The organism is Microbulbifer maximicatervae (SeqCode) (assembly GCF_052467065.1).
Genome location: NZ_CP174299.1, coordinates 521905 through 544043, shown reverse-complemented (window position 1 = coordinate 544043; position 22139 = coordinate 521905). Strand labels below are relative to the sequence as shown.

General features: G+C 47.9%; 15 protein-coding genes and 1 pseudogene. 7 read left to right on the top strand and 9 right to left on the bottom strand.

Annotation, left to right across the window (positions count from 1 at the left end):
• Nucleotides 1-162: 162 nt before the first annotated feature.
• The 5 genes from lpxC (at nucleotide 163) to mutT (ending at nucleotide 6926) form a co-directional block, all read left to right on the top strand.
• Nucleotides 163-1077 (top strand): UDP-3-O-acyl-N-acetylglucosamine deacetylase, encoded by a 915-nt coding sequence (gene lpxC, locus ACJJI1_RS02500; protein ID WP_282933860.1) that lies wholly within the window; start codon nucleotides 163-165, stop codon nucleotides 1075-1077.
• A 157-nt stretch (nucleotides 1078-1234) separates the two neighbouring features.
• Nucleotides 1235-2170, top strand: coding sequence for a M23 family metallopeptidase (locus tag ACJJI1_RS02495; RefSeq protein ID WP_282933859.1), 936 nt, complete (start codon nucleotides 1235-1237; stop codon nucleotides 2168-2170).
• 163 nt (nucleotides 2171-2333) lie between these two features.
• On the top strand, nucleotides 2334-5084 hold the full coding sequence (secA, locus tag ACJJI1_RS02490; RefSeq protein ID WP_444907509.1) for a preprotein translocase subunit SecA: 2751 nt from the start codon (nucleotides 2334-2336) through the stop codon (nucleotides 5082-5084).
• 231 nt (nucleotides 5085-5315) lie between these two features.
• Complete coding sequence (argJ, locus tag ACJJI1_RS02485) at nucleotides 5316-6518, top strand: bifunctional glutamate N-acetyltransferase/amino-acid acetyltransferase ArgJ (RefSeq protein WP_444958448.1); 1203 nt, start codon at nucleotides 5316-5318, stop codon at nucleotides 6516-6518.
• 9 nt (nucleotides 6519-6527) lie between these two features.
• Complete coding sequence (mutT, locus tag ACJJI1_RS02480; protein WP_444907511.1) at nucleotides 6528-6926, top strand: 8-oxo-dGTP diphosphatase MutT; 399 nt, start codon at nucleotides 6528-6530, stop codon at nucleotides 6924-6926.
• Nucleotides 6927-6979: 53 nt separating this feature from the next.
• Here mutT and yacG read toward each other — a convergent pair whose 3' ends face one another.
• From yacG to pilB, 5 genes are all read right to left on the bottom strand, one after another.
• A complete protein-coding gene (gene yacG, locus ACJJI1_RS02475) occupies nucleotides 6980-7195 on the bottom strand; it encodes a DNA gyrase inhibitor YacG (protein WP_444958447.1) in 216 nt (71 codons plus the stop codon).
• Between the two features lie 319 nt (nucleotides 7196-7514).
• Nucleotides 7515-8123 carry a dephospho-CoA kinase gene (coaE, locus tag ACJJI1_RS02470; protein ID WP_444958446.1) on the bottom strand — a complete coding sequence of 203 codons (609 nt, stop codon included), beginning with the start codon at nucleotides 8121-8123 and terminating at the stop codon, nucleotides 7515-7517.
• 111 nt (nucleotides 8124-8234) lie between these two features.
• Nucleotides 8235-9119 carry a prepilin peptidase gene (locus ACJJI1_RS02465; protein ID WP_444958445.1) on the bottom strand — a complete coding sequence of 295 codons (885 nt, stop codon included), beginning with the start codon at nucleotides 9117-9119 and terminating at the stop codon, nucleotides 8235-8237.
• A 4-nt stretch (nucleotides 9120-9123) separates the two neighbouring features.
• Nucleotides 9124-10338, bottom strand: coding sequence for a type II secretion system F family protein (locus tag ACJJI1_RS02460; protein ID WP_108734180.1), 1215 nt, complete (start codon nucleotides 10336-10338; stop codon nucleotides 9124-9126).
• A gap of 167 nt (nucleotides 10339-10505) precedes the next feature.
• Entirely contained in the window at nucleotides 10506-12218 is a 1713-nt protein-coding gene (gene pilB / locus ACJJI1_RS02455; protein WP_444958444.1) for a type IV-A pilus assembly ATPase PilB, read from the bottom strand.
• Nucleotides 12219-12631: 413 nt separating this feature from the next.
• On the opposite strand from pilB, the gene ACJJI1_RS02450 reads away from it, so the two are divergent.
• Entirely contained in the window at nucleotides 12632-13114 is a 483-nt protein-coding gene (locus ACJJI1_RS02450; RefSeq protein WP_444958443.1) for a pilin, read from the top strand.
• Between the two features lie 90 nt (nucleotides 13115-13204).
• Entirely contained in the window at nucleotides 13205-14380 is a 1176-nt protein-coding gene (locus ACJJI1_RS02445) for a serine hydrolase domain-containing protein (RefSeq protein WP_444958442.1), read from the top strand.
• A 1000-nt stretch (nucleotides 14381-15380) separates the two neighbouring features.
• Here the strand turns inward: ACJJI1_RS02445 and ACJJI1_RS02440 are convergent.
• From ACJJI1_RS02440 to imuA, 4 genes and pseudogenes are all read right to left on the bottom strand, one after another.
• Nucleotides 15381-16080: pseudogene (locus tag ACJJI1_RS02440) on the bottom strand (IS30 family transposase); the annotation flags it as partial.
• Between the two features lie 384 nt (nucleotides 16081-16464).
• Nucleotides 16465-19641 carry an error-prone DNA polymerase gene (locus tag ACJJI1_RS02435; protein ID WP_444958441.1) on the bottom strand — a complete coding sequence of 1059 codons (3177 nt, stop codon included), beginning with the start codon at nucleotides 19639-19641 and terminating at the stop codon, nucleotides 16465-16467.
• 82 nt (nucleotides 19642-19723) lie between these two features.
• A complete protein-coding gene (locus tag ACJJI1_RS02430; RefSeq protein WP_413662996.1) occupies nucleotides 19724-21229 on the bottom strand; it encodes a Y-family DNA polymerase in 1506 nt (501 codons plus the stop codon).
• 21 nt (nucleotides 21230-21250) lie between these two features.
• Nucleotides 21251-21958, bottom strand: coding sequence for a translesion DNA synthesis-associated protein ImuA (gene imuA / locus ACJJI1_RS02425; protein WP_444911365.1), 708 nt, complete (start codon nucleotides 21956-21958; stop codon nucleotides 21251-21253).
• Between the last annotated feature and the right edge of the window lie 181 nt (nucleotides 21959-22139).

The window sequence follows — 22139 nt, the reverse complement described above, 5'->3', positions numbered from 1 at the left end:
GTTGGCGCTGCAATCTTTGCTTGATCTATCCTCATATAGGTAGGTGGTGCACAGTTGTGGTGACCACTCGCCCAGAATTGGTATTGGCGTCGCAATTGTGCTAGTATCGATGGCTTGCTGCGCCTTAGGGGCGTAGTCCACCGACGGGGAAAAGATAGTTTCATGATCAAACAGCGCACGCTTAAGAATGCTATTCGCGCCACTGGCGTAGGTCTGCACACTGGCAAGAAAGTTGTACTTACCCTTAAACCAGCGCCCGTAGACACCGGTATCGTGTTCCGTAGAACCGATTTGGACCCGGTAGTTGAAATCGAGGCTCGTGCGGAAAATGTCGGCGACACTCTCCTTTCAACCACCCTGGAAAAGGGTGATGTTCGCATTGCTACGGTAGAGCACCTGCTCTCGGCAATGGCGGGCCTTGGCATTGATAACGCGGTTGTCGAGTTATCCGCTCAAGAAGTGCCTATTATGGATGGCAGTGCCGGCCCATTTGTATTTCTAATTCAATCTGCAGGTATCCAAGAGCAAGCAGCTCCGAAGAAATTCCTGCGAATCAAGAAGCCAGTAACTGTAGAGGATGGCGATAAGGTTGCCAGCTTCCTGCCTTTTAATGGCTTTAAAGTATCCTTCACAATCGACTTTGACCACCCGGTTTTCCAGGGGCGTAACCTGAGTTCATCCGTGGACTTCTCCAGCACCTCCTTTGTGAAGGAAGTGAGTCGCGCCCGTACCTTTGGCTTTATGCACGAAATCGAGTACCTGCGCTCCAAGGGCCTGGTTCAGGGCGGTTCCGTTGATAACGCAATTGTGATTGATCAGTACCGCATTCTGAATGAAGGCGGGTTGCGTTATGAAGACGAATTTGTGAAACATAAAATTCTGGATGCGATTGGCGATCTCTATCTTCTGGGGACTAGCCTGATTGGTGAGTTCAAGGCATTTAAGTCTGGCCATGCGCTGAACAATAAATCCCTTCGCAACCTGATGGCTCAGGAGGATGCTTGGGAAATGGTCACCTTTGAAGGTGAGCAGGAAGAAGCACCGATCTCTTATATCAAACCTATTTTGGCAGTTTGATACTTTCGCAAGAAGCCGGCATTATAGTGCCGGCTTTTTTGTATGATTGTTTCACAGAGAAAGCCTATAGATTTTTGGTATCCTTATTGGTTTGGCACCTCGGCTTGTGAGCTGGGGACTAACGAAAATTAAAAATGTCGAACTTCTCACAGCTCCTATGAAAGTAATCCTGGTTAATGAGCGCGGTGCGACTCGCAGCTTTAATTTTGGCAGTTTGAGCAAAGCCCTGTTGGGGTTGTGCTTGCTGAGCCTCCCTGTGGGTGCATTTCTGCTGGGGGCGAATTTACCGGTTACTAAAACTGACCTATTTGATTCCCGAACGGCCAAGGCCTGGAGTCGCGCACTGCGCAAACAGCAGGAAGAAATTGCTGAAGCAGATAGAGAGGCGCGGGAGCAGCTGGCAGCTCTTACCGTTAAGCTTGCGGAGTTGCAGGCACGTTTAACTCGCCTTGATGCACTGGGTGAGCGTTTAACCTCTGTTGCCAATCTCGATGAAGGAGAGTTTGAGTTTGGCAGTGCACCTGCTATTGGTGGGCCGGAAGACCCCGGAATCGCAGGTGCATCGGAGTTGCCGTATCAGCCACCGGAATTCCTGGATGTTATTGGAGATCTCTCTCATCAGATTGAAGATCGCCAGATGCAGCTGAACACACTCGAATCCCTGATGGCCAACCTCAAACTTGAGGACGAGCAGTTTTTGGCGGGCCGCCCGATCAGCAAGGGATGGATGTCTTCCCGTTATGGTTATCGCACCGATCCATTCACTGGCCGTAGGACTTGGCACAAGGGTGTGGATTTTGCTGGCAAGATGGGCTCCGATGTTGTTTCGGTAGCCGCAGGTGTTGTCACCTGGGCTGATGAGCGCCATGGCTATGGTCAGTTGGTAGAAATTAATCACGGCAATGGTTATTCAACCCGCTATGGGCACAATAGTGAGCTGAAAGTGGGATTGGGTGACGTGGTCAAGAGAGGGCAAATTATTGCCCTGATGGGTTCCAGTGGCCGTTCTACCGGGCCCCATGTTCACTTTGAGATATATAAGAACAACCGCACGGTTGATCCAGCTAGCTATATCCGCCGCACAGGCAGATAAGAACTATCCTTCCTTTACGCGTAATTGTTGGTAGCTTGGCATAAGAGTTGCCAGCGCTTGCGCCTTCCTGTTTACTTGCACCCCTCGCATAAAGGAGCGTCGGTGCATCGATCTGCCCGATATTAGCGCCGACAGCGCAAATAAGATAAGTGGTTTCTAGATAATGATTGGCAAACTGATTAAATCGGTCTTTGGTTCAAAAAATGACCGCGAGCTGAAGCGCATGCGACGCGTCGTGGGAAAGATCAACGCTTTGGAAGAGGATTTCCAGAAGCTTGACGATGCAGGCCTGCGGGCTAAAACGGATGAGTTTAGGCAGCGACTCGCTGACGGGGAAAAACTCGATCAAATCCTGCCTGAGGCGTTTGCGGCGGTGCGTGAAGCGGGTCGCCGGGCCATGGGTATGCGCCACTTCGATGTTCAGCTGATCGGCGGGATGACCCTGCATGAAGGGCGTATTGCAGAAATGCGTACCGGTGAAGGTAAAACCCTGGTTGCAACCCTGCCGGCCTATCTGAATGCACTTGAAGGCAAGGGTGTTCATATTGTTACGGTGAACGATTACCTCGCTTCGCGGGATGCCAATTGGATGCGCCCGGTGTATGAATTCCTGGGTATGACAGTGGGAGTTATTGTTTCCCAGCAGCCACCGGAAGAAAAGAAAGCGGCCTATGAGGCTGACATTACTTACGGCACTAATAACGAATTCGGTTTTGATTACCTGCGTGACAACATGGTGTTGCGCAAAGAGGACCGTACCCAGCGCCCTCAGAACTTCGCTATTGTCGATGAGGTGGATTCCATCCTGATCGATGAGGCGCGTACTCCGCTAATCATTTCTGGAGCCGCCGAAGACTCGTCCCACCTTTATATGGCAATGAATAAGTTGGTTCCCCAGCTGGAGCGTGCCGAAGAAGGTGGGGAGGGGCACTACACCGTTGATGAAAAGACTCGCCAGGTTGAGCTGACGGAACAGGGTCACTTGTTGATCGAAGACCTGTTGTCACGCAGCGGGTTGATGAAGGAAGACCAGTCCCTTTACGCCCCTGGGAACCTGGGCCTGTTGCACCACGTGCACGCCGCCCTGCGCGCGCATGTACTGTTTAATCGCGATGTGGATTACATCGTGCAGAATGGCCAGGTGGTGTTAATTGATGAGCACACCGGCCGGACCATGCCGGGTCGCCGTCTCTCCGAAGGCCTGCACCAGGCGCTGGAAGCAAAAGAGAGTGTGCAGATTCAGAGTGAGAGCCAGACCCTCGCTTCTACAACATTCCAGAACCTGTTCCGCTTCTACCCCAAACTTGCGGGAATGACCGGTACAGCGGATACAGAAGCGTTTGAATTTCAGCAAATTTATGGCCTGGACGTGGTGGTGATCCCCACCAATAAGCAAATTCAACGTGAAGATCTCAATGACCTGGTTTACCTAAGCCAGGAAGAGAAGATGGAAGCGATTATTGAGGATGTGAAGCACTGTCGCGAAAAGCAGGCTCCAATCCTTGTAGGTACCGCTTCTATCGAAACCTCTGAAGAAATGTCCCGCAAGTTGCAAAAGGCGGGCATTAAGCACCAGGTTCTCAACGCGAAATACCACGAGCGCGAAGCACAGATTATCGCCCAGGCGGGTCGCCCGGGTGCAGTGACTATCGCTACCAATATGGCTGGTCGCGGTACCGACATTGTTCTCGGCGGTAATTGGGAGGCTGAAGCGGCAGCCCTGGCCCAGGAGAAGGGTAGTGAGCTGACCGAAGCGGAGCTCGCACAAGTCAAGGAAGATTGGAATAAGCGCCACGAGCAGGTGATCGCTGCGGGCGGTCTGCATATTATCGGTACTGAGCGCCATGAGTCCCGCCGTATTGATAACCAGCTGCGAGGCCGTGCAGGTCGTCAGGGTGACCCGGGTGTTACTCGTTTTTACTTATCCCTGGAAGATAACCTTATGCGCATCTTCGCCTCTGACCGGGTGAAGAATTTTATGCAGATGCTGGGTATGGAGCGCGGTGAGGCGATTGAGCACCGCATGGTTTCCAACGCTATCGAAAAAGCCCAGCGCCGTGTTGAAGGCCGCAACTTTGATATTCGCAAACAGTTGCTGGAATACGATGACGTGGCCAATGACCAGCGCCAGGTGATTTACGGCCAGCGCAATGAGCTGCTGGAAGCTGAGAGTATCAGCGATACGATCTCTGCCATTCGTGAAGATGTGGTTGATGGCATTGTCTCCGGTTCTATCCCCCCCCAGAGCGTGGAAGAGCAGTGGGATATTCCAGCCCTGGAGCAGCAGCTCTCTGGCGAATTGGGCATCCAGCTCCCGGTTCAGCAGTGGCTCGATGAAGATCGCACTCTGCACGAAGAGAGCCTGCGGAAAAAGATTACTGTTGCTGCGCAGGAAGCATATGCTGCAAAAGTTTCCCGCATTGGCGAGTCTTCTGGTGATGCCAATCTGATGCCGACTATCGAGCGTCAGATTATGCTGCAAGTGTTGGATCAGTTGTGGAAAGAGCATCTTTCCAGCATGGACCACCTGCGTGCGGGTATTGGATTGCGGGCTTACGCCAACAAAAACCCCAAGCAGGAATTCAAGCGCGAGTCTTTCCATCTGTTCCAGAGCATGTTGGAGAACCTCAAGCATGAAGTGGTGCGTATTCTTGCCCATGTAGAGCCGATGACTCGTGAGCAAGCGGAAGAGATGGAGCAGCGTCGCCTGGAAGAGCAGCGCAGGCAGCAGCTTGAGCTGCAACACGCTCAGGCTTCGGCGCTTCCGGAAAGTGAGCCTAAGGAGCAGCAGCCCGCTACTCCGGCACCGGAGCGTCGCGGTCCTAAAGTCGGGCGCAATGATCCCTGCCCCTGTGGTTCCGGGAAAAAGTACAAGCAGTGTCACGGTAAGCTGGCTTCCTCTACCCAGAGCTAATTATTTACTGCTTGAATTCAGAAAGTGCCCCGCTTAGCGGGGTATTTTTTTAATTGGTAAAAGAATTATCTGCGGAAAAAAGTTTCCATTCCGCAGATAAGTCTATTTTTGGCTTGCCTTACTGAGGTTCGGCTTTGATAATGTCGACCGCTCATTTATTTCCGCTAATCCGTTTGGGTGGACCGGGGTCTAGGTTTGCCTGTGCTGTGATAGCCCAAAGTCGTTATTCTTATGCCTGAATTATCCATACCCGTTGTCGAAGGAGTTCGCCTCGCCAGTGTACCTGCCAGGGTCAAAGACTGGGAACGCAATGACCTGTTGTTGGTTGAGCTTGCTGAAGGAACTTCAGTTGCAGCCACTTTTACCCAGAATACTTTTTGTGCGGCTCCAGTAACGGTTGCTAAAGAGCATATCGCCAAAGGAGAAGTGCGAGCCCTGGTCGTTAATGCCGGCAATGCCAATGCCGCTACTGGGGTAAGGGGGCTGGCGGATGCCCGGGCTACTTGCGAGGCGGTGGCAGATGCACTGAAGATTTCTGCCGAACAAGTATTGCCTTTTAGTACTGGCGTCATTGGTGAGCACTTACCGATGGAGAGGTTACTCGCTGCTATTCCGGGGTCTGCTGGACAGCTTGATCCCGCCGGATGGGAGTTGGCGGCCGAGTCCATTATGACTACGGACACCCGGCCAAAGATTGCGAACCGCAAGTTAATGATTAATGGTGAAGAGATTGCCGTTGTCGGTATTGCCAAAGGTTCCGGCATGATCCAGCCGAATATGGCTACCATGCTCGCCTATGTCGCCACTGATGCCGGTGTAACGCAGCCCCTGCTAGATCAAATGGTGCGCGAAGTTGTCGCGGCTTCATTTAATCGAATTAGCGTAGACGGAGATACCTCGACGAATGATGCTTGTGTTTTGATGGCCACAGGTGCGCGGGGGGAGATGATCAGCAGCTCTGAGAACACTGGCTACATGGAGCTGTACAGAGCAATTTCGGAAATACATATAGAGCTGGCCCAGGCCATTGTCAGGGACGGTGAGGGGGCGACCAAGTTTGTTACCGTACAAGTGGATGGCGCGCTCAGCAGTGAAGAGGCCTTGGCAGTAGCTTTTGAAGTCGGTGATTCTCCGCTGGTGAAAACTGCACTTTATGCTTCAGACCCTAACTGGGGTCGGCTGGTTATGGCGATCGGCAATGCTATCCAAGGCGAGTTAGACACCGATAAGGTGGAGATTTTCCTCGATGATGTACAGGTGGTAAGTGCCGGTGGGCGCGCATCTGGATATCAAGAGCAGGCTGGAGAGCGGGTATTTTCAAAACCCAAATTTAAAATCCGTATAGAGCTGGGTCGCGGTGTCTGCAGTGAGCATATCTGGACCTGTGACTTCTCTCACGAGTATGTCACCATCAACGCAGAATATCGGACTTGAGGTAGTAGAGTGAGTAAGGTTGTCCATGTTGCTGTCGGTGTAGTAACCCGAGGGGATGGCAAGATCCTGATTGCCCGCCGTCCCGACCATTTGCATATGGGAGGGCGCTGGGAATTTCCCGGTGGCAAGGTGGAAGCTGGTGAGTCTGTGCAGGAGGCGCTCTATAGGGAGCTACTTGAAGAAGTGGCCATTGAAGTACAGGAGTTGCAGCCGCTGGTGGAAATTCGTCACGATTACCCTGAAAAAACCGTGCTGCTGGATACCTGGCAGGTAACGCGGTTTACGGGTGAGGCCCTCGGGCGAGAGCAGCAGGAAATCAAGTGGGTATCTGCTGGGGAGCTGGACAACTTCCACTTCCCCGACGCCAATCAAGCGATTATTGAAGCGGTAAAAGGGAGTTTCTCCTAAGCTTCATCTTGAACAGCTGCTTGCAGGCAGCTGTTCAAGTGAGTTGGATGGCCTTAATGGCGGGGCTTGTTCGGGTCCAGGTCATCACTCAGCACATCGTCATACACTGACTCCCCGGGAATCTTGTGTCCCTCACTAGCCCATTCGCCGAGATCAATCAGCTTGCAACGTTCGCTACAAAAAGGTTTGAAGGGAAACTTATCGCTCCACTCAATGGACTTTTTGCAGGTAGGGCAGTTGAGTGTCGGCGTTACGCTGGATTTAGGCATAAGTTAGCTTGGGCTCTAAAGTGATCTGAATCGGAATTGTACTCTAATTAACTTAGGGAGCCTCTGAATAACTCCGTGATACCTCTGGCATGCAGAGCGGTTCACAATCAAGGCGCGGCTTCGCAGGAATGTCTAGACCTTTCAAGAGGTCGCAACGCATAGTGTGAATCGCTCTGCAAGCCCCGAAGGGTGGGCCTTGAAGGCCACAGCTGCTGCGTTGCAGCTCTTGCAAAGGGCTGCGGCCATTCGCGGCGAGCTGCGCCTAACATCTGCAACCTTCAAGGCCCGCAGAGGCATTACGGAGTTATTCAGAGGCTCCTTAGCTCGATTGTTCCAACCGAGCAATCCGTAAGTATTCCCGATGGAGCTGCTCTACTTGAGCTTTGAGTGAGGTTAAGTCACTAGCGTTATCCAGCACATCATCCGCCTTCTCTAGTCGTTGCTCCCTTGTAAGTTGGGCTGCCATGATTTTGCGAATCTGTTCCTGGTGGCTGTTATCGCGCGCGCTGGCGCGGTCAAGCTGCAAAGCCTCGGGTAGATCGACTACACAAATCCTGTTTACGAGCTCACATTGGCCTGACTCAATCAGGAGGGGTGATTCCAATATTGCGTAGGACCCCTGAGTTGCGTTCAGCGAGGAAGTTATCTCTTCTCTTATCAGCGGGTGTAATAGACTTTCCAGCCATTGCCGTTCGCCTGGGTCGTCAAATACCAGTGTGCGCAGTTTGCTCCGGTCTAATTCGCCACTTTCCAGTAAGACATCGGCCCCGAAGTGTCGGGCTATCTGTTCCAGAGCTGGCTTTCCCGGTTGTACAACAACCCTTGCCGCCAAGTCTGCATCTACTACATTAATGCCGAGGCCACGGAAATACCCAGCTGCTGCTGACTTTCCGCTACCGATCCCGCCGGTTAAGCCTACGGTAAACAATGGCTGTCCTCCCCAAGAATAAATAAGGTTGCGCTAGAAATAAAAACCCCAGCCAGATAGCTGGCCGGGGTCATAGTAATGCAATTGAATGGAGAGTAGGTAGTTGGCGGCTTAACCGGTAAGCCCAGAGATATTGAAATACCAGTTCATAATGTGGTTCCCCCACAGCATAGCGATCCAGCCGGCACCAGCGAGATAGGGGCCAAAAGCGATGGGCAGGTTTCGGTCCCGCCCTACGGCAATGCTCCAGGAAATTCCCGCGATAGCCCCTACGACGGCAGAAAGTAGGATGACCATCGGCAGCACCTGCCAGCCAAACCAAGCTCCGATAGCTGCCAGGATTTTAAAGTCACCAGCCCCCATACCTTCTTTGCCGGTAACAATCTTAAAGATGTGGAAGACCAGCCAAAGAGATAGGTAGCCGGCAATAGCACCGATTACTGCGTCCTGCAGAGAAGTAAACACTCCCCAAATATTGATGAGTAAACCGGCCCAGAGTAGCGGCAGGGTAATACTGTCTGGAAGCAGTTGCTTGTCAAAATCAATAGCTGTTAGAGCAATCAAAGCCCAGGTAAAAAAGCATCCAGCCAAAGCCTGCCAAGTGAAGCCCAATTGCCAGACAACGATAGCGGTCAAAATGCCGGTAATCAGTTCCACCATTGGGTAACGTTTGGAAATGGAGGTGCCACAGGAGCCGCACTTACCGCGAAGAAATAGGTAGCTAACAATGGGGATATTTTGCCAGGCTTTGATCTCAACATGGCATTTGGGGCAGTGGGAGTGTGGGAGTACCAGATTAAAAGGCTTTTCTAACTCTTTCTGCTCCTCGCTAGGAGGCTTTTTATCAAAGTAACTATAGAAGTCCCGCTTATATTCCCGCTCCATCATAACCGGGAGGCGCAGGATTACGACGTTTAAGAAGCTGCCTATAAGTAGGCCCAAAATAAAGGCGCTGCCTATGAGCAGCACCAGGTAGGTTGACAACGTTTCTAACATTTTTCTAGATAACGGCTCCCAGGTTGAAGATAGGTAGATACATGGCCACCATTAGACCACCAACCAAAATACCTAGGACAGCCATAATCATTGGTTCGAGTAGGGTAGTTAGGTTATCTACTAAGTTATCTACTGCCTCTTCATAAAAATCGGCTGCTTTTCCAAGCATTTCATCGAGAGCTCCAGATTCTTCACCGATCGCTGTCATTTGGATAAGCATGGTTGGATAGAGTCCTGATTGGCGCATCGCCAAATTCAAGGGAACCCCGGTAGCAACCGAATCCCGAATTTTCAGTGTAGCTTCTTCGTAAACGCAATTACCGGTTGCGCCAGCTACAGATTTGAGGGCGTCAATTAGGGGGACACCTGCAGCAAATGTAGTAGACATTGTTCTGGCAAAGCGGGCGGCAATTGAGTTATATGTGATTGTGCCAAGTATTGGTAGACGAAGCATGAGTCTATCAAAGGCCTCCGCCACTTTTTTGTTACGCTTTTTTATTTCAATCGTTCCTGAGATGATTGCAACTACAGCCAGCAACGCAAAAAACCAGTTTGCTTGCATCCAATCAGAAATGTTTACTACTAACTGAGTAAACGCGGGTAAGTCAGCACCAAAGCCGGCGAAGGTTTGTGCAAATTGTGGTACCACTTTAATCAAGAGGATTGATGTAACGATTACGGCTACAACAACTACAGCAATCGGGTAAGTCATTGCTTTCTTGATTTTTGCTTTAAGGGACTCTGTCTTTTCCTTATATGTAGCGATCCTGTCTAGCATAGTTTCCAGAGCGCCAGACTGCTCACCGGAGGCGACTAGGTTGCAAAATAGATCATCGAAATAAACAGGGTGTTTGCGCAGGGATTCGGAGAAACCTGTACCTGAGGCGACTTCTTCGCGAATTTTTAAAATTAGCTCCTTCAGTGCTTGGTTATCGGAGCCATCTGCAACTATGTCAAAGCTTTGAACCAGGGGTACTCCCGCTTTCATCATTGTTGCCATTTGACGTGTAAAAATAGCAATATCCGCAGGTTTAACCTTACCCTTGCCACCGCCAAAAAGGGGTTTTGGCTTCTTTTGCACCTTGTTAGCAATAATACCCTGCTTGCGAAGTTGGGCTTTGATTAGTGCAGGGCTAGTTCCACTGATTTCACCCTCGACCTTCGCGCCCTTACTGTCTATACCTTTATAGATATATGTTACTGCTGCGGCGTTGGCCATAGTTATTATTCCTGCCTATTTTCTCTTGATACCAGTTTTCAAGCTGGGACTCTGAATGTTATCAAACCATTTGGTGCTTGGGTCGCTGAAAACGATGCATAAACAGCTTTTGAAGGTGTTAGATTGCTATCTCACTCAGCCATCGCTAGAAGTTAGTTTGGGCTTACTTAATCTTTGGTAACCCTGTTAGCTTCCTCTAGGCTGGTTACTCCCATAACAACCTTGCGTAGTGCGGACACCCTCAGGTTATTAAACCCCTCTGTTTTTGCCTGGTCAGCGATCTGAATTGAATTGCCTCCTTCCATTATAATTCTTGCTATGCCATCGGTGATGCGAACCACTTCATACACGCCAACACGCCCTTTATACCCTTTGGAGCAGTGCTCGCAACCAACAGGCTGAAATATTGTCCACTCTTTTTCAGGAATAGTCACCGCTTCAAAGCCTTCGGCTTTCAATACCTCAATCGGCAGAGACGTTGGTTTTTTACATTCACCACACAGTCGTCTCGCCAGACGCTGGGCAATAATAACGCTAACAGAGGTTGCAATATTGAAGCTGGGTACTCCCATATTCATAAGGCGGGTGAGAGTTTCAGGTGCAGAGTTTGTGTGGAGAGTGGAAAGAACCAAGTGGCCGGTTTGTGCGGCCTTGATTGCGATTTCAGCTGTCTCCAGATCTCGAATTTCCCCCACCATGACGATATCCGGGTCCTGTCGTAAGAAAGAGCGAAGGGCTTCAGCGAAGTCCAGTCCTACCTTGGAAGATACGTTAACCTGGTTGATGCCTTCCAGGTTGATTTCTACGGGGTCCTCGGCGGTTGATATATTGCGTTCTGGCGTATTGAGAATATTCAGGCCTGTATAGAGTGATACTGTTTTTCCTGATCCTGTAGGGCCTGTAACTAGAATCATTCCCTGCGGTTGAGCAAGTGCATCCATATAGATCTTTTTTTGCTCATCTTCATAGCCTAGAGCATCAATCCCTAGTTTGGCTGACGATGGATCCAGGATACGCAGTACAATTTTCTCTCCCCATAGCGTTGGGAGGCTGTTCACTCGGAAGTCAATGGCCTTAGTTTTAGACAGCTTCATTTTGATACGGCCATCCTGCGGTACGCGTCGTTCGGAGATATCCATTTTCGACATTACTTTTAGACGTGCAGAAATGCGGGGCGCTAGCTGAATCGGCGGTTTGGCTACCTCGTGGAGAACCCCATCGGTACGCAGCCGCACACGATACGATTTCTCGTAGGGTTCAAAGTGAATATCAGATGCACCGGTACGAATGGCATCAAGCAGTACTTTATTGACAAAGCGGACTACCGGGGCTTCATCGCCTCCTGGAGCATCGTCATTGTCCTGGTTATCTTCACTGTTGCCAACATCTAAGGCTTCGAGTTCTCCATCATCTATACCTTCAAGGCCGGCTCCAATATCCTCACCATTGGAAAGGTAGCTCTCTATTGCTTTACTAAGTTTATCAGCCTCCACCAGAACAGCATCGGTATTCAGGCCAGTGTTAAAGTTGATTTCATCCAGGCCGGCTAGATTGGTGGGGTCTGCAACAGCAATAAAAAGCCGGTTTCCCCTTTTGTAGAGAGGTAAGGCAAAATGTTTATTGATCAGTTTTTCATCCAGAACATCCCTGGGAAGCAGCTCAAAATTAAAGCTGCCGAGATCCATTAGAGGAGTACCAAAGGCCTGTGATGCTATAAGGGCGAGTTCTTTACTCTTGATGAATTTGGATTCTATTACATGCTGAGCAAAAGTCTGCCTGGCCCTTTGTGCTGTCTTTAGGGCCGACAGGGCTGTTGTCTCATCGAGAATATTGTCTGCCACCAATTTTTTGGCAAGGCCGCTTAAAGGGGAGGTGCTCATGCTGGAAATTGCTCACGAAAAGAGTCGTTGATAGTGTATGTCGCCATAAGATCGGCTTATGTCTGCAGCTATATGATTGTGGGTTTTAGTTGGCTGCTATATAAAGATTGCAATATAGCGAATAAGATGCCAGGAGCCAAATAGTCATATTTCTCAATAGATCTCGCCTAGTGGAGAATCTCAGTTCGACCAATTCTGACATTTTTTGTCAGTTAGCATTCGATGTTGTCGGCTTTAGTTTTGGCTTTTCCTCCTTAATAGCTTGTCTGTGCTATTGGTCGCATTAATAAAGCCTGCACCATCGTATGTCTTGCCAGAGTTGGCATAAACCTTGTATCTTTGTTGTCGACTTCCTCACGGGATGCTCTCCCTAGCGGGATTCAATATCTAAAGTCTGTATGGAGACGGTTACAATGAAAAAGCAACAGGGTTTTACTCTTATTGAATTGATGATCGTGGTAGCGATCATTGGCATTCTCGCTGCGGTAGCGATCCCGCAGTACCAAAACTACGTGGCCAAGTCCCAGGTAAGCCGCGTAATGACTGAAACTGCATCTTTGAAAACTGCAGTTGAAACTTGCCTTCTGGATGGTCGTACTACCATCGGTGAGGATGCTGGCGAATGTGATCTGGGTTGGACCAGCAGCAACTTGATGGGTGCTGGTGAAGAGATTCAAGCTGGTCTGAGCGTTGATCTGACAGGAGATCCCGTCACCATCGCAGCAACTTTTGGTGCTAACGCTGCTTCTGCGCTTCACTCACAAACTTTGACTTGGTCTCGTGACAGTGCTGGTGCTTGGAGCTGTGCTACTACTGTTGGTGACGTTAGCGAAGCTTACGTACCCTCTGGTTGTGCCGCTGCTGAAGACGACTCCTCTGATGACAGTACCAGCTAAGCTAATTAGCATTGAAGTATAAAAAGGCACCATGGGGTGCCTTTTTTTATGGGGTATAGTTTGTTTTTTGGTAATGAATCAGGTGCTTAGATGGGTAAGTACAATTTTTCCAGGGTTAAGATATTATTTTGGATAACCGTGCTTCTATTGTGTGGTGCTGGAGCAAATGCCTGGATACTGGATTACAAAAATATCCTGCGTAAAATTTATCCACTCTCTGCATCTTTCTCTTTAATCTCTACACGCTGTAACGATGCAGCCCCTGATTGGATGGATAAGGTGATTCGTCGAAGTGTGTGGGAGCCTAGGGCCTTGTCCTCTCAAATTGCATTTATAGATAGGGTAGGGCAATTACATCATTGTGAGGTTGGATGGAGTGATAGCCCCTTTGTTTCTGAGTCAGTGAATCAAGAGACTCGGTTCCGTTATGGAAGCATGACAAAACCCATAACCTCTGCATCCATATTGCTATCAGTACAAGAGGGGCTTTTTTCCCTTGATACGCCTCTTGTAGAATTACTCAACATAGAGAATGAAATAGGTAATTCCAAGCTGGGAAGAATAAAAGTCAAACATCTAATGGCCCATCAATCCGGTTTAAAAGGGAAAGCTTTTGGTAAGCGTGAATCCTTATGGTGTCCATATAATATGTCGAATATAGTAAATGTTCGCTTGTCGGAAAGGGCACTAGAAGAGACAAGTTATTCTAACCTTGGTTATTGCGTGTTAGGCGAAGTACTTTCTGAAGTTTATCAGCGTGGGTATAGAGAGACGGTAGAACAATTATTTGAGTTGAAAAATCGAGGGATTCTATTTGCCGGGAACCTTAATGAAGCAGACGAGGTGTGGCATGACTATCGATATAATAGTTTTTATGGAGAATCCTATCTACCCCGATTTGATTATGGAGCTGTTTCTGCTACTGCAGGTATGACCGGTAGCGCTTCTGCTTATGCGCTTCTTTTGAGCAGTATTTTAGATAAAAAGCTCCCCGGATTTCTACACTGGGAACAGCGAGAGATTGGTGCTAAATGTGATATTAAAAAGATTCGTAGTTGCTATGGGGCTGCATTCTACTTATTTCAGTCACAGAATGGTCGGAGATTTAATGTAAAAGAAGGGTACATGCCGGGATCTGCAGGCTTTATTGCAGTAAATGAGGAGTCAGAAATTTTTGTGTGGCTTGGGAACTCTGATACTTTGGATGCTGTGAAAGGGGAGGGAATGACCGCTTACCTTAACCTTTTGGGACGGGCGGGGTTTTAGTAAAGCTGCACTGTTTCTCTGCTAGTTGTGGTAAAGCTTGGAGCTTAAATTGTATTATGTATAGTGGCTAGATTCCCAGAATAAGTGACTCACGCTTGTGTCACCCAAAACTTCAATAAACTCCTTCTTTGAAAGTATGGCGATCACTATGCCTTTTGTATGAATCGTCTTAGAACCCCATTTCTGTTTTCGTTAAGGTCTCGCTCCCAGGAATGATAAGACTTTGCAAAATGGGTTTTATGCCTGAATGCTCAATTTGTTGATTTGTGTCCTGCAAACTCTTCACCATTGTTGAAGGTAACGCATTTTGAATGGCATCTGATTAGGCTTGAGGGGGCGCTTGGATACCTTGCTCACCTTTGATACGGGCTCGTACAGCAAGTGGTAGTATGGACTACCAGAGTTGTGAGCTGGCGGTCTTACCGATAGGTAGCGTTACCGCCCTCTGGGCCTGATTCTCAATTTTCATCAGGGATCAAGGGGTGCTTATGAATGTAGGGATTACTGGGGTTTTGTTTTCCGTAGGATAATTGAGCCTCAGCACAAGGACTCAGGTTGAATAGCCCTCCCTAATTGAGGGCTTTGATCTAGTATCGTTCTTTCAGGAGTGGTTGGTATGAGCTCCCTGGATTGTTTGTGGAAGCTGACCAGCCTGTAGCCATCTGGTTTCCTTCGTTAGCGTCATGCAATCGGTTATTGTGAAAATCTAGGGTAGAATTTAAATGGGAATATCTTACCTCTATCGTTAATAAGTAGGATTTTATGTGTGTAACGTTAATGGGCTATTTTGGGGAGTAGCATCTCTAGCTTTTCTTTTAGTAGTTTTGTTAGGGACCTAATTTTAGGTGCTCCAAACTATAGTGTGGCTATTATTTTTTGGCTAGTTTCATACTGTCAATTTGGAAAGAGGGCTTAGGGTTGAAAAAGAAAATTCCTAGATATATTCAGAGAATAAAGCAAAGTCTATTTGGCTTGGTTTCAAGTATTAAGTGCAATCCTTTTATGCCGCAAGCAGATCATCTTGCAGTCCCATAAGTAACTTATTCAGTAACCTTCCATCCTGATTCGCTCCTGGTCGCCTATTTAGGTGGTCCATTACAAATTGAACCTGCTGGCCTGTTACTTTGTAAAAACCGGTATCCTTTGAGAAATACTTTCGAATGAGACCGTTAGTATTTTCATTGATCCCTCTTTCTCAAGATGAACATGGGTGAGCAAAATAAATGTCAGCTTCTATGTCTTTTGCTGTTTTTTCATACTCGGCGAATTCAAGGCTATTGCCGAAGGCAATTGTTTTGATTTTATCTTTTAAATTCACGATATGAATGGCTGCTGCTTCAGTCATCAGGCTTGTATTAATCTAATAATAACAGTAAGTAAGGTCTTACCCTTAACCATTGACAGTAAAGCTCTACCATACTCCTTGCCTATAACGGTATCATTTTGTTGGTCACCTATTCGATTCATTCGGTCCACAACAGCTGGTCGATCATCTATGCTCGCCCTATTTTGGTCTTTCTGCGTCGATCATACTTGCCGTAGCACTTGCGATAGGGCTTTGAAGCAATCTAAGGTGCTTGTGTAAATCCCCACCATTTGCCTGACCTAAATAAATGAGTTGGTAGATCGTCTAACGATATACTTGTATGTCTCTTTAATTAGCTTGTAGTTTGCTGAGAACTTAATTCTTCCATAGTTAGGGTGATTATTTATTGCTATAAGTGACTTTATTGCCTTCATGGCCGCATTATCTCAAGTTTTGTTATTGGGAATGTTTCGGGTGGCCTGTAAAATTGGAGGGACATTTTTTGTGATAGTGATAATGAAAGTAGAGAGGTTCATTCCGTGTTTACTTCATTTTTTGAAGTTTGATAGGTTTTTAATTTCTGCAACATGCTTTTCATAGTGTTACTGGCCTTTCAGTAGAATATTCCTATATAGGGTTAAAATTGAACGAAGCTTTTTAGTTTAGCTGCGAGTCGGCAGGCCTCAAGCGCCTCTTTCTGTTCTCGTCACTGAATGAAGTGTAGCTGCGTGATTAAAAATTACTTGATAAAACACTGGGGCATCTTTAGGGGTATTTTTTAATGAAAATTTCTTGCCTTCTGGTAATTTTTCCCACTGATACTTGATATTCTTCTGGCGATGATATGGGTGGTCTTATAGCTGTTGTTATTGGCCTCTTTAGAGATTTGTAGCTCCCCATGAACAATCAATATGCCTCCATGGATAATCTCTGCTTTATATAAGGTTTGATAGGCCTCATAAATCACTACATTTATGCAGCCTGTTTCATCTTCCAGGGTTAAAAACATCACTCCAGATGCGCTTCCGGGCCGTTGTCGGCAAGTTACCAGTCCAATGATGTCAATCTTTTCTTGATCAAGACGGTAGGTAAGGTCCTTTGCCTTAGTATATTTCTGAAATTTCTTTTGCCTTCTTAGTAGTGCGACAGGATGTTCGCCTAGAGTTAGTCCTGTACTGCTATAGTCAATGTCGCTACTGTCTTTTATATTATTTCGCGTTAAAAATTTTGTCTGTGGCTTGCTGTGATCGGTTTCTATAGAAGTCCAATTGTCGTTATGGCGATTTCGAGTCAAGCTGATAAATGCATTAGCCTTAGTAAGGCAGGAAAGCTGCTCATGGTTTAGCTTTGAAAGTTCTTGAAATTGTTTTAAAGATTGGACTTTTGCATCCGCTCTAAGCTTTAGGATAGCTTTCTCTGTAGTTTCTTTTAGCCCTTTAATTAGACGCATGCCCAGGCGTAAAGCGGGAGTTTTATTGTTGAATGCTGAATTTTCCCTGAACGGCACTGCCGGCGTATTAACTGCTGATTTTCCTTTAGTATCGTAATTTTTCGATGAGGCTCTTTGTTGAGGTGAAGAGAGCTCTTGTATCTCTAAGCTGTGATCCCAATAGCTATAAAGTACATCAATAGGCAAAACCTTAACTCCGTGGCGTTGAGCATCATAAACTAGCTGTGCCGGCGCATAGAACCCCATCGGCTGACTGTTGAGTAGCCCACAGTAAAAGGCCGCTGGATGATGATATTTAATCCAGGCAGAAAAATAGGCTAAAAGCGCAAAGCTTGCAGAGTGAGATTCGGGGAAGCCATAGGAGCCGAACCCCTTCATCTGGTTGAAGAGCTGCTCAGCAAAACTTTCCCTATAGCCATTACTTTGCATTCCCCGCACAAGCTTATCCCTGAATTTATACAAGTCCCCATTTTTTCCCCAGCTGGCCATGGCTCGGCGAAGCTCATCCGCTTCACCGCCGCTAAACCCTGCTGCGACCATCGAAAGTTGAATAACTTGTTCTTGAAATATAGGAACACCGAGAGTGCGCTCAAGCACTGGGCGTAAACTGTTATGAGGGTAGCGCACGGTCTCCAACCCCTGCTTGCGTTTCAAATAGGGGTGTACCATGCCGCCTTGAATTGGCCCAGGGCGGACAATGGCGATTTCTATAGTAAGCTCATAAAAATTTCGAGGTTGTAATCTTGGCAGCATGCTCATTTGAGCGCGAGATTCAATTTGAAAGACTCCAACGGTATCGGCCTTGCACATCATTTCGTAGACCTGTGGATCTTCGGCGGGAATATCTTGCAAACGCAATTTGGGGCCGTATAGAGCAATATAGTTCAGGGATTTACGCAGTGCAGTCAGCATACCCAGCGCGAGCACATCGACCTTCATTAGTTTTAAATCTTCAATATCCTCTTTGTCCCATTGGATTAGGGTGCGATCCTCCATAGCGGCATTTTCAATAGGAACCAGCTGGTGCAATGGTTGTTCTGTAATAACAAAACCGCCCACATGTTGCGATAGATGTCTTGGAAAACCATATATTTGCTGCAGTAACTGTGGGAACATTTTTCCTATTGCGCTGCTCGGATCTATTCCCACTTTCTGCATCTGTTGGGGGAAGCTATCTAGAGTGTCCCACCAGGCGCGTTCAGCAATAAGTTGTTCTATTGTGGCAGCGTTGATACCAAGGGCTTTGCCGATATCCCTTACGGCACTTTTAAAGCGGTAGGTGATCTTACTAGCGGTAAGTCCAGCTCTTTTGCGGCTATATTTTGTGTAAATATACTGAATAACTTCTTCACGTCGTTCGTGCTCAAAGTCTACATCAATATCTGGGGGTTCATTGCGTTCCCGTGAGATAAACCGTTCAAATAGCAATCCAATTTTATGAGGATCTATCTCTGTGATGAATAGGCAGTAGCAAACTACTGAATTGGCTGCGGAGCCACGGCCCTGGTACAAGATATGATTTTCCCGGGCAAACTGGACTATATCGTAAATGGTTAGAAAGTAATGCTCATACTGCAGTTCTGCTATTATTGCGAGTTCTTTATTGATAATCTCATCAATTCTCTTTTCAGGACCCTGTGGCCAGCGAGCAGCCCTTCCTATTTGTACTAGCTTTTTTAAATAGCTGCTCGCATTACTTTCTTGAGGGATAACTTCTGATGGGTATTCGTAACTGAGTTCGCTCAAGCAAAAAGTACACTGTTTGGCAATAAGGTTGGTATTGTCTATAGACTCTTTGGAGTGTAACGACTGGATATCACCTAAGCTGCGAAGGTAACGTTCAGCATTTTGCTCAATACGATACCCTAGATTATCCAGGGTACAGTTATGATAATTTGCGTTGAGTACATCTTGTAATGGCTTTCGGCTATAGCAGTGCATCAACACATGATTGGTTGCAACCAAGGAAATATTCTCTCTTCTTGCAAGCTCAGTAATTATATTGGACTTAAGGCTTTCCTCTGCGTGTAGGTGGTTGTTGATGGCAATGTAAAACCGTTCGCTGAAGGTTTTCTTGATTTCTTCAGGTATTTCTATCTTAATGAAATTTGGAATCCAGATGGCAATTAGGTTTTTGCATAGCTCTACCAAGTCACTTTGATAAGTAATGTAGGTTCCTTTTTCCGCCCTTAAGCGTGATTTTGAAATTAACTGGCATAGCTCGCTGTAGGCAGTTTTGTCCGGAGCCAGTAGAATTATTTCTATGTTGTTATGGAGCCGGAAATAACTGCCAAAAATTAGTTTAAACTCGGGATTTTTAGAGTCTGTAGACTTGATGGTTTCAAGTTCTTTATAGGCTCTAACAGCTCCGGAAAGGGAGCATTCATCGGTGATAGCAAGGGCTGTATATTGCAGGTTGTAAGCAGTTTGGACTAATTCCTGCGGATGCGATGCCCCCTGCAGAAAAGAAAAGTTGCTTTGACAAAAGAGTTCGGCGTACCTCATGCTGATTCTCTCGGCGTCTATCTGTTGATTGTGATGGGATTTGGGTTTTGGTGAAGATCAGTATTAAGAAAGGGGTTTAGGCTTAGCTATAAACGCCATGTAAAAACCACTCTTCGGTTGTAAGATCCTGAAAGACCCAGTAGAGCTCATCTCTTTTATTTCTTGCGATATAGTAATCCCGCCCATGACGCCCGTGCTGCCACCAATAGCCATCAATTCGCTCTGGCCCCTGTAATAGTTGTAGCTCTCCCTGATAAAATAACTTGTGCTCGCTACTTTCCAGTTTGGTTGGACGAGCTAATAGCCAGTTGGGGCGCGGTGCTTGGATGGGCTTAATTTGCTGTCCCTTAGCGTTACTTTTAATTATCAGGGTATCTGTATTTTGCCAGGCCTGCTCTGGTAGGTAGCTTTCTTTTAGGGCAATTCCCGAGAGTGCTTGATGACCGAGGCGGGCTTTTAATTTGTCTAATAGCTGTTGATTGCGTTTATGTTGGCTGCCTTCACCAAATAAATCTTCATCCAGTGATCCCTGCTCTAAGGGGAGTAAATGCTTGCAATTTAAGCTGATGGACTGCACTGGCTGATCAAGAGTTACTCTTTCCATTTGCAGCTTGGTTAGTGCTATTAGGCGTTGAGGGTCCAACTGCGGAGTGGAGAGTTCTACGGTTATTTCCTGAGATTTATTTTGGCCGAAATCCATATGCCAATTTAACTGTTGTGTGTAGAGCTGGCGTCGCTGCAACTGGAAGCATAATTCCCTTAGTAGGCGACCGATAGGAAATAGCAGCTGTTCGCTATTATCCAAGGGGCTGGGGAAAAATAGCTCGCTGCGGAATTGTGCTGGGGGCTGATAACTACAGACTGGATCTTGGCGAGTTCCGTTCAGGCGTGCCAGGTAGTCCACAAATGGGCGACCAAAACGAGAGCCTACCTCAGAGAGTGGAATAGCGAGCAGCTGGCTTACTCGCTTGATACCACATGCGTAGAGCTTGGAAATAGTTTTGTTGTCGCAATTAAGGAGCTTGGATGGGGCAAAGCTAATCCACTGTCTCCACTGCTGAGGGCTGGGCGGAGAATCTGATTGCGCAAGCCAGTGCCGGTGTTCGGTCAGTTGGCTTAGCATATGAGCTGCACTGGGACTGTGGCCGAGGCCCATCAGGCTGTAGATCCCCATCTGTTCAAGCTCATCGCTCAGCTGTTGTATCAATGCCTTGAAGCCACCGCTGGCTTTTAGGCAGCCACTCAGTTCCAGATAGAGGTGGGCGGGAGTGCTCTCGCCATTACTCAAAAGCCCTGCGGACTGAGGTGATACAAGTGGTGTAAAGCTGTATGCCCACTGGGCCAGCTGCTGTAACTCTTGTTGTTCCCGCTGGGAATCGCGTTGTAGCAGCTGTAAGTCTGCACAGAGAGCAGACGCAGTGGCAATACTGAGCCCGGTCTCGACGCCGCATTGGGATGCCGCTGGGTTTCTATCAATCACCAACTGTTTTTCAACCACAACTTGGGGTAGAGCCTCTTCTCCTTGTTGCTGAGCGCGGGTCAGAACTTCTAACGGAAGCCTGGGGAATTGAATACAAAGCCAGAGCATGGAGCTATCCCTCGGAACCGTTCAGTGCATTGGTTGGTCCCGTCGGACCAGTTTTGCTGCTCTTGCCAAATAGAGGTTCTGGCCTGAATTTCCACCCAATTGCTTTAAAAGCCTTAGTGCCAGCTCTCCTTCCCTGGGAGTGAGCTGTATGCGCAAGCTCGCGGGTGAGGGGTTTGCTGATTCACACTGAGGGCGAAAGTGGAAGTGCAGACAGTCCCCATTGCGGGCAGCGAGTTGCAGGCGACGAAGATCTTTATGCTTCTGGGATTGCCGCCCCTGCCAGCTGAGTAAGGCACCACAGCTTCCGGATTGTAGGGACTGCTCGATCGCCCAGAGAGTATCCTTGGGGCCTCGGGGGTGCAGGATCAGCAGGTTCTCAAGGCGGATACCACTGTTGGCCAATGAGGGCGCATAGGGGATATGGGGTGGATTGACCAGTATGATCATTTGCCCCCTCTGAGTGAGATTTGCCAGGGCCGGAAGTATCAGGGTGAGTTCACCGATACCCATCTGGTCCATGAGTAGCTCAGTAGTGGCCCCTCTTGGCCAGCCGTGGTTCGCTAGGAGGGCATCGAGGCTTGGATAACCACTGGCGATGCCGTTTCGCTGTCGTCGGGGTTCATTCGCTGCTTGCCAGATATCGGCTCTGGTGAGTAGCTGTGCCAGTTTCTGGTGTTTTGCCTGGCGGTCTAACTGATTGTTTTCTATGAAGTTTTCTGCGCTGCCCACGATTCCACCACTGAATTTTAGTCCGATCTGGCCACTATCTTCGCCTTAAACTGTATGTGCATACAGTAGCGCTGTTAATTTATACAGTATCTGTCCAGTGGCAACAAGTGAGAATTCCTTGGATAGGCACTTTTTTGCACAGCCTAAACCGGCTATGATTCCGCCTCTTTAATTGAGCACT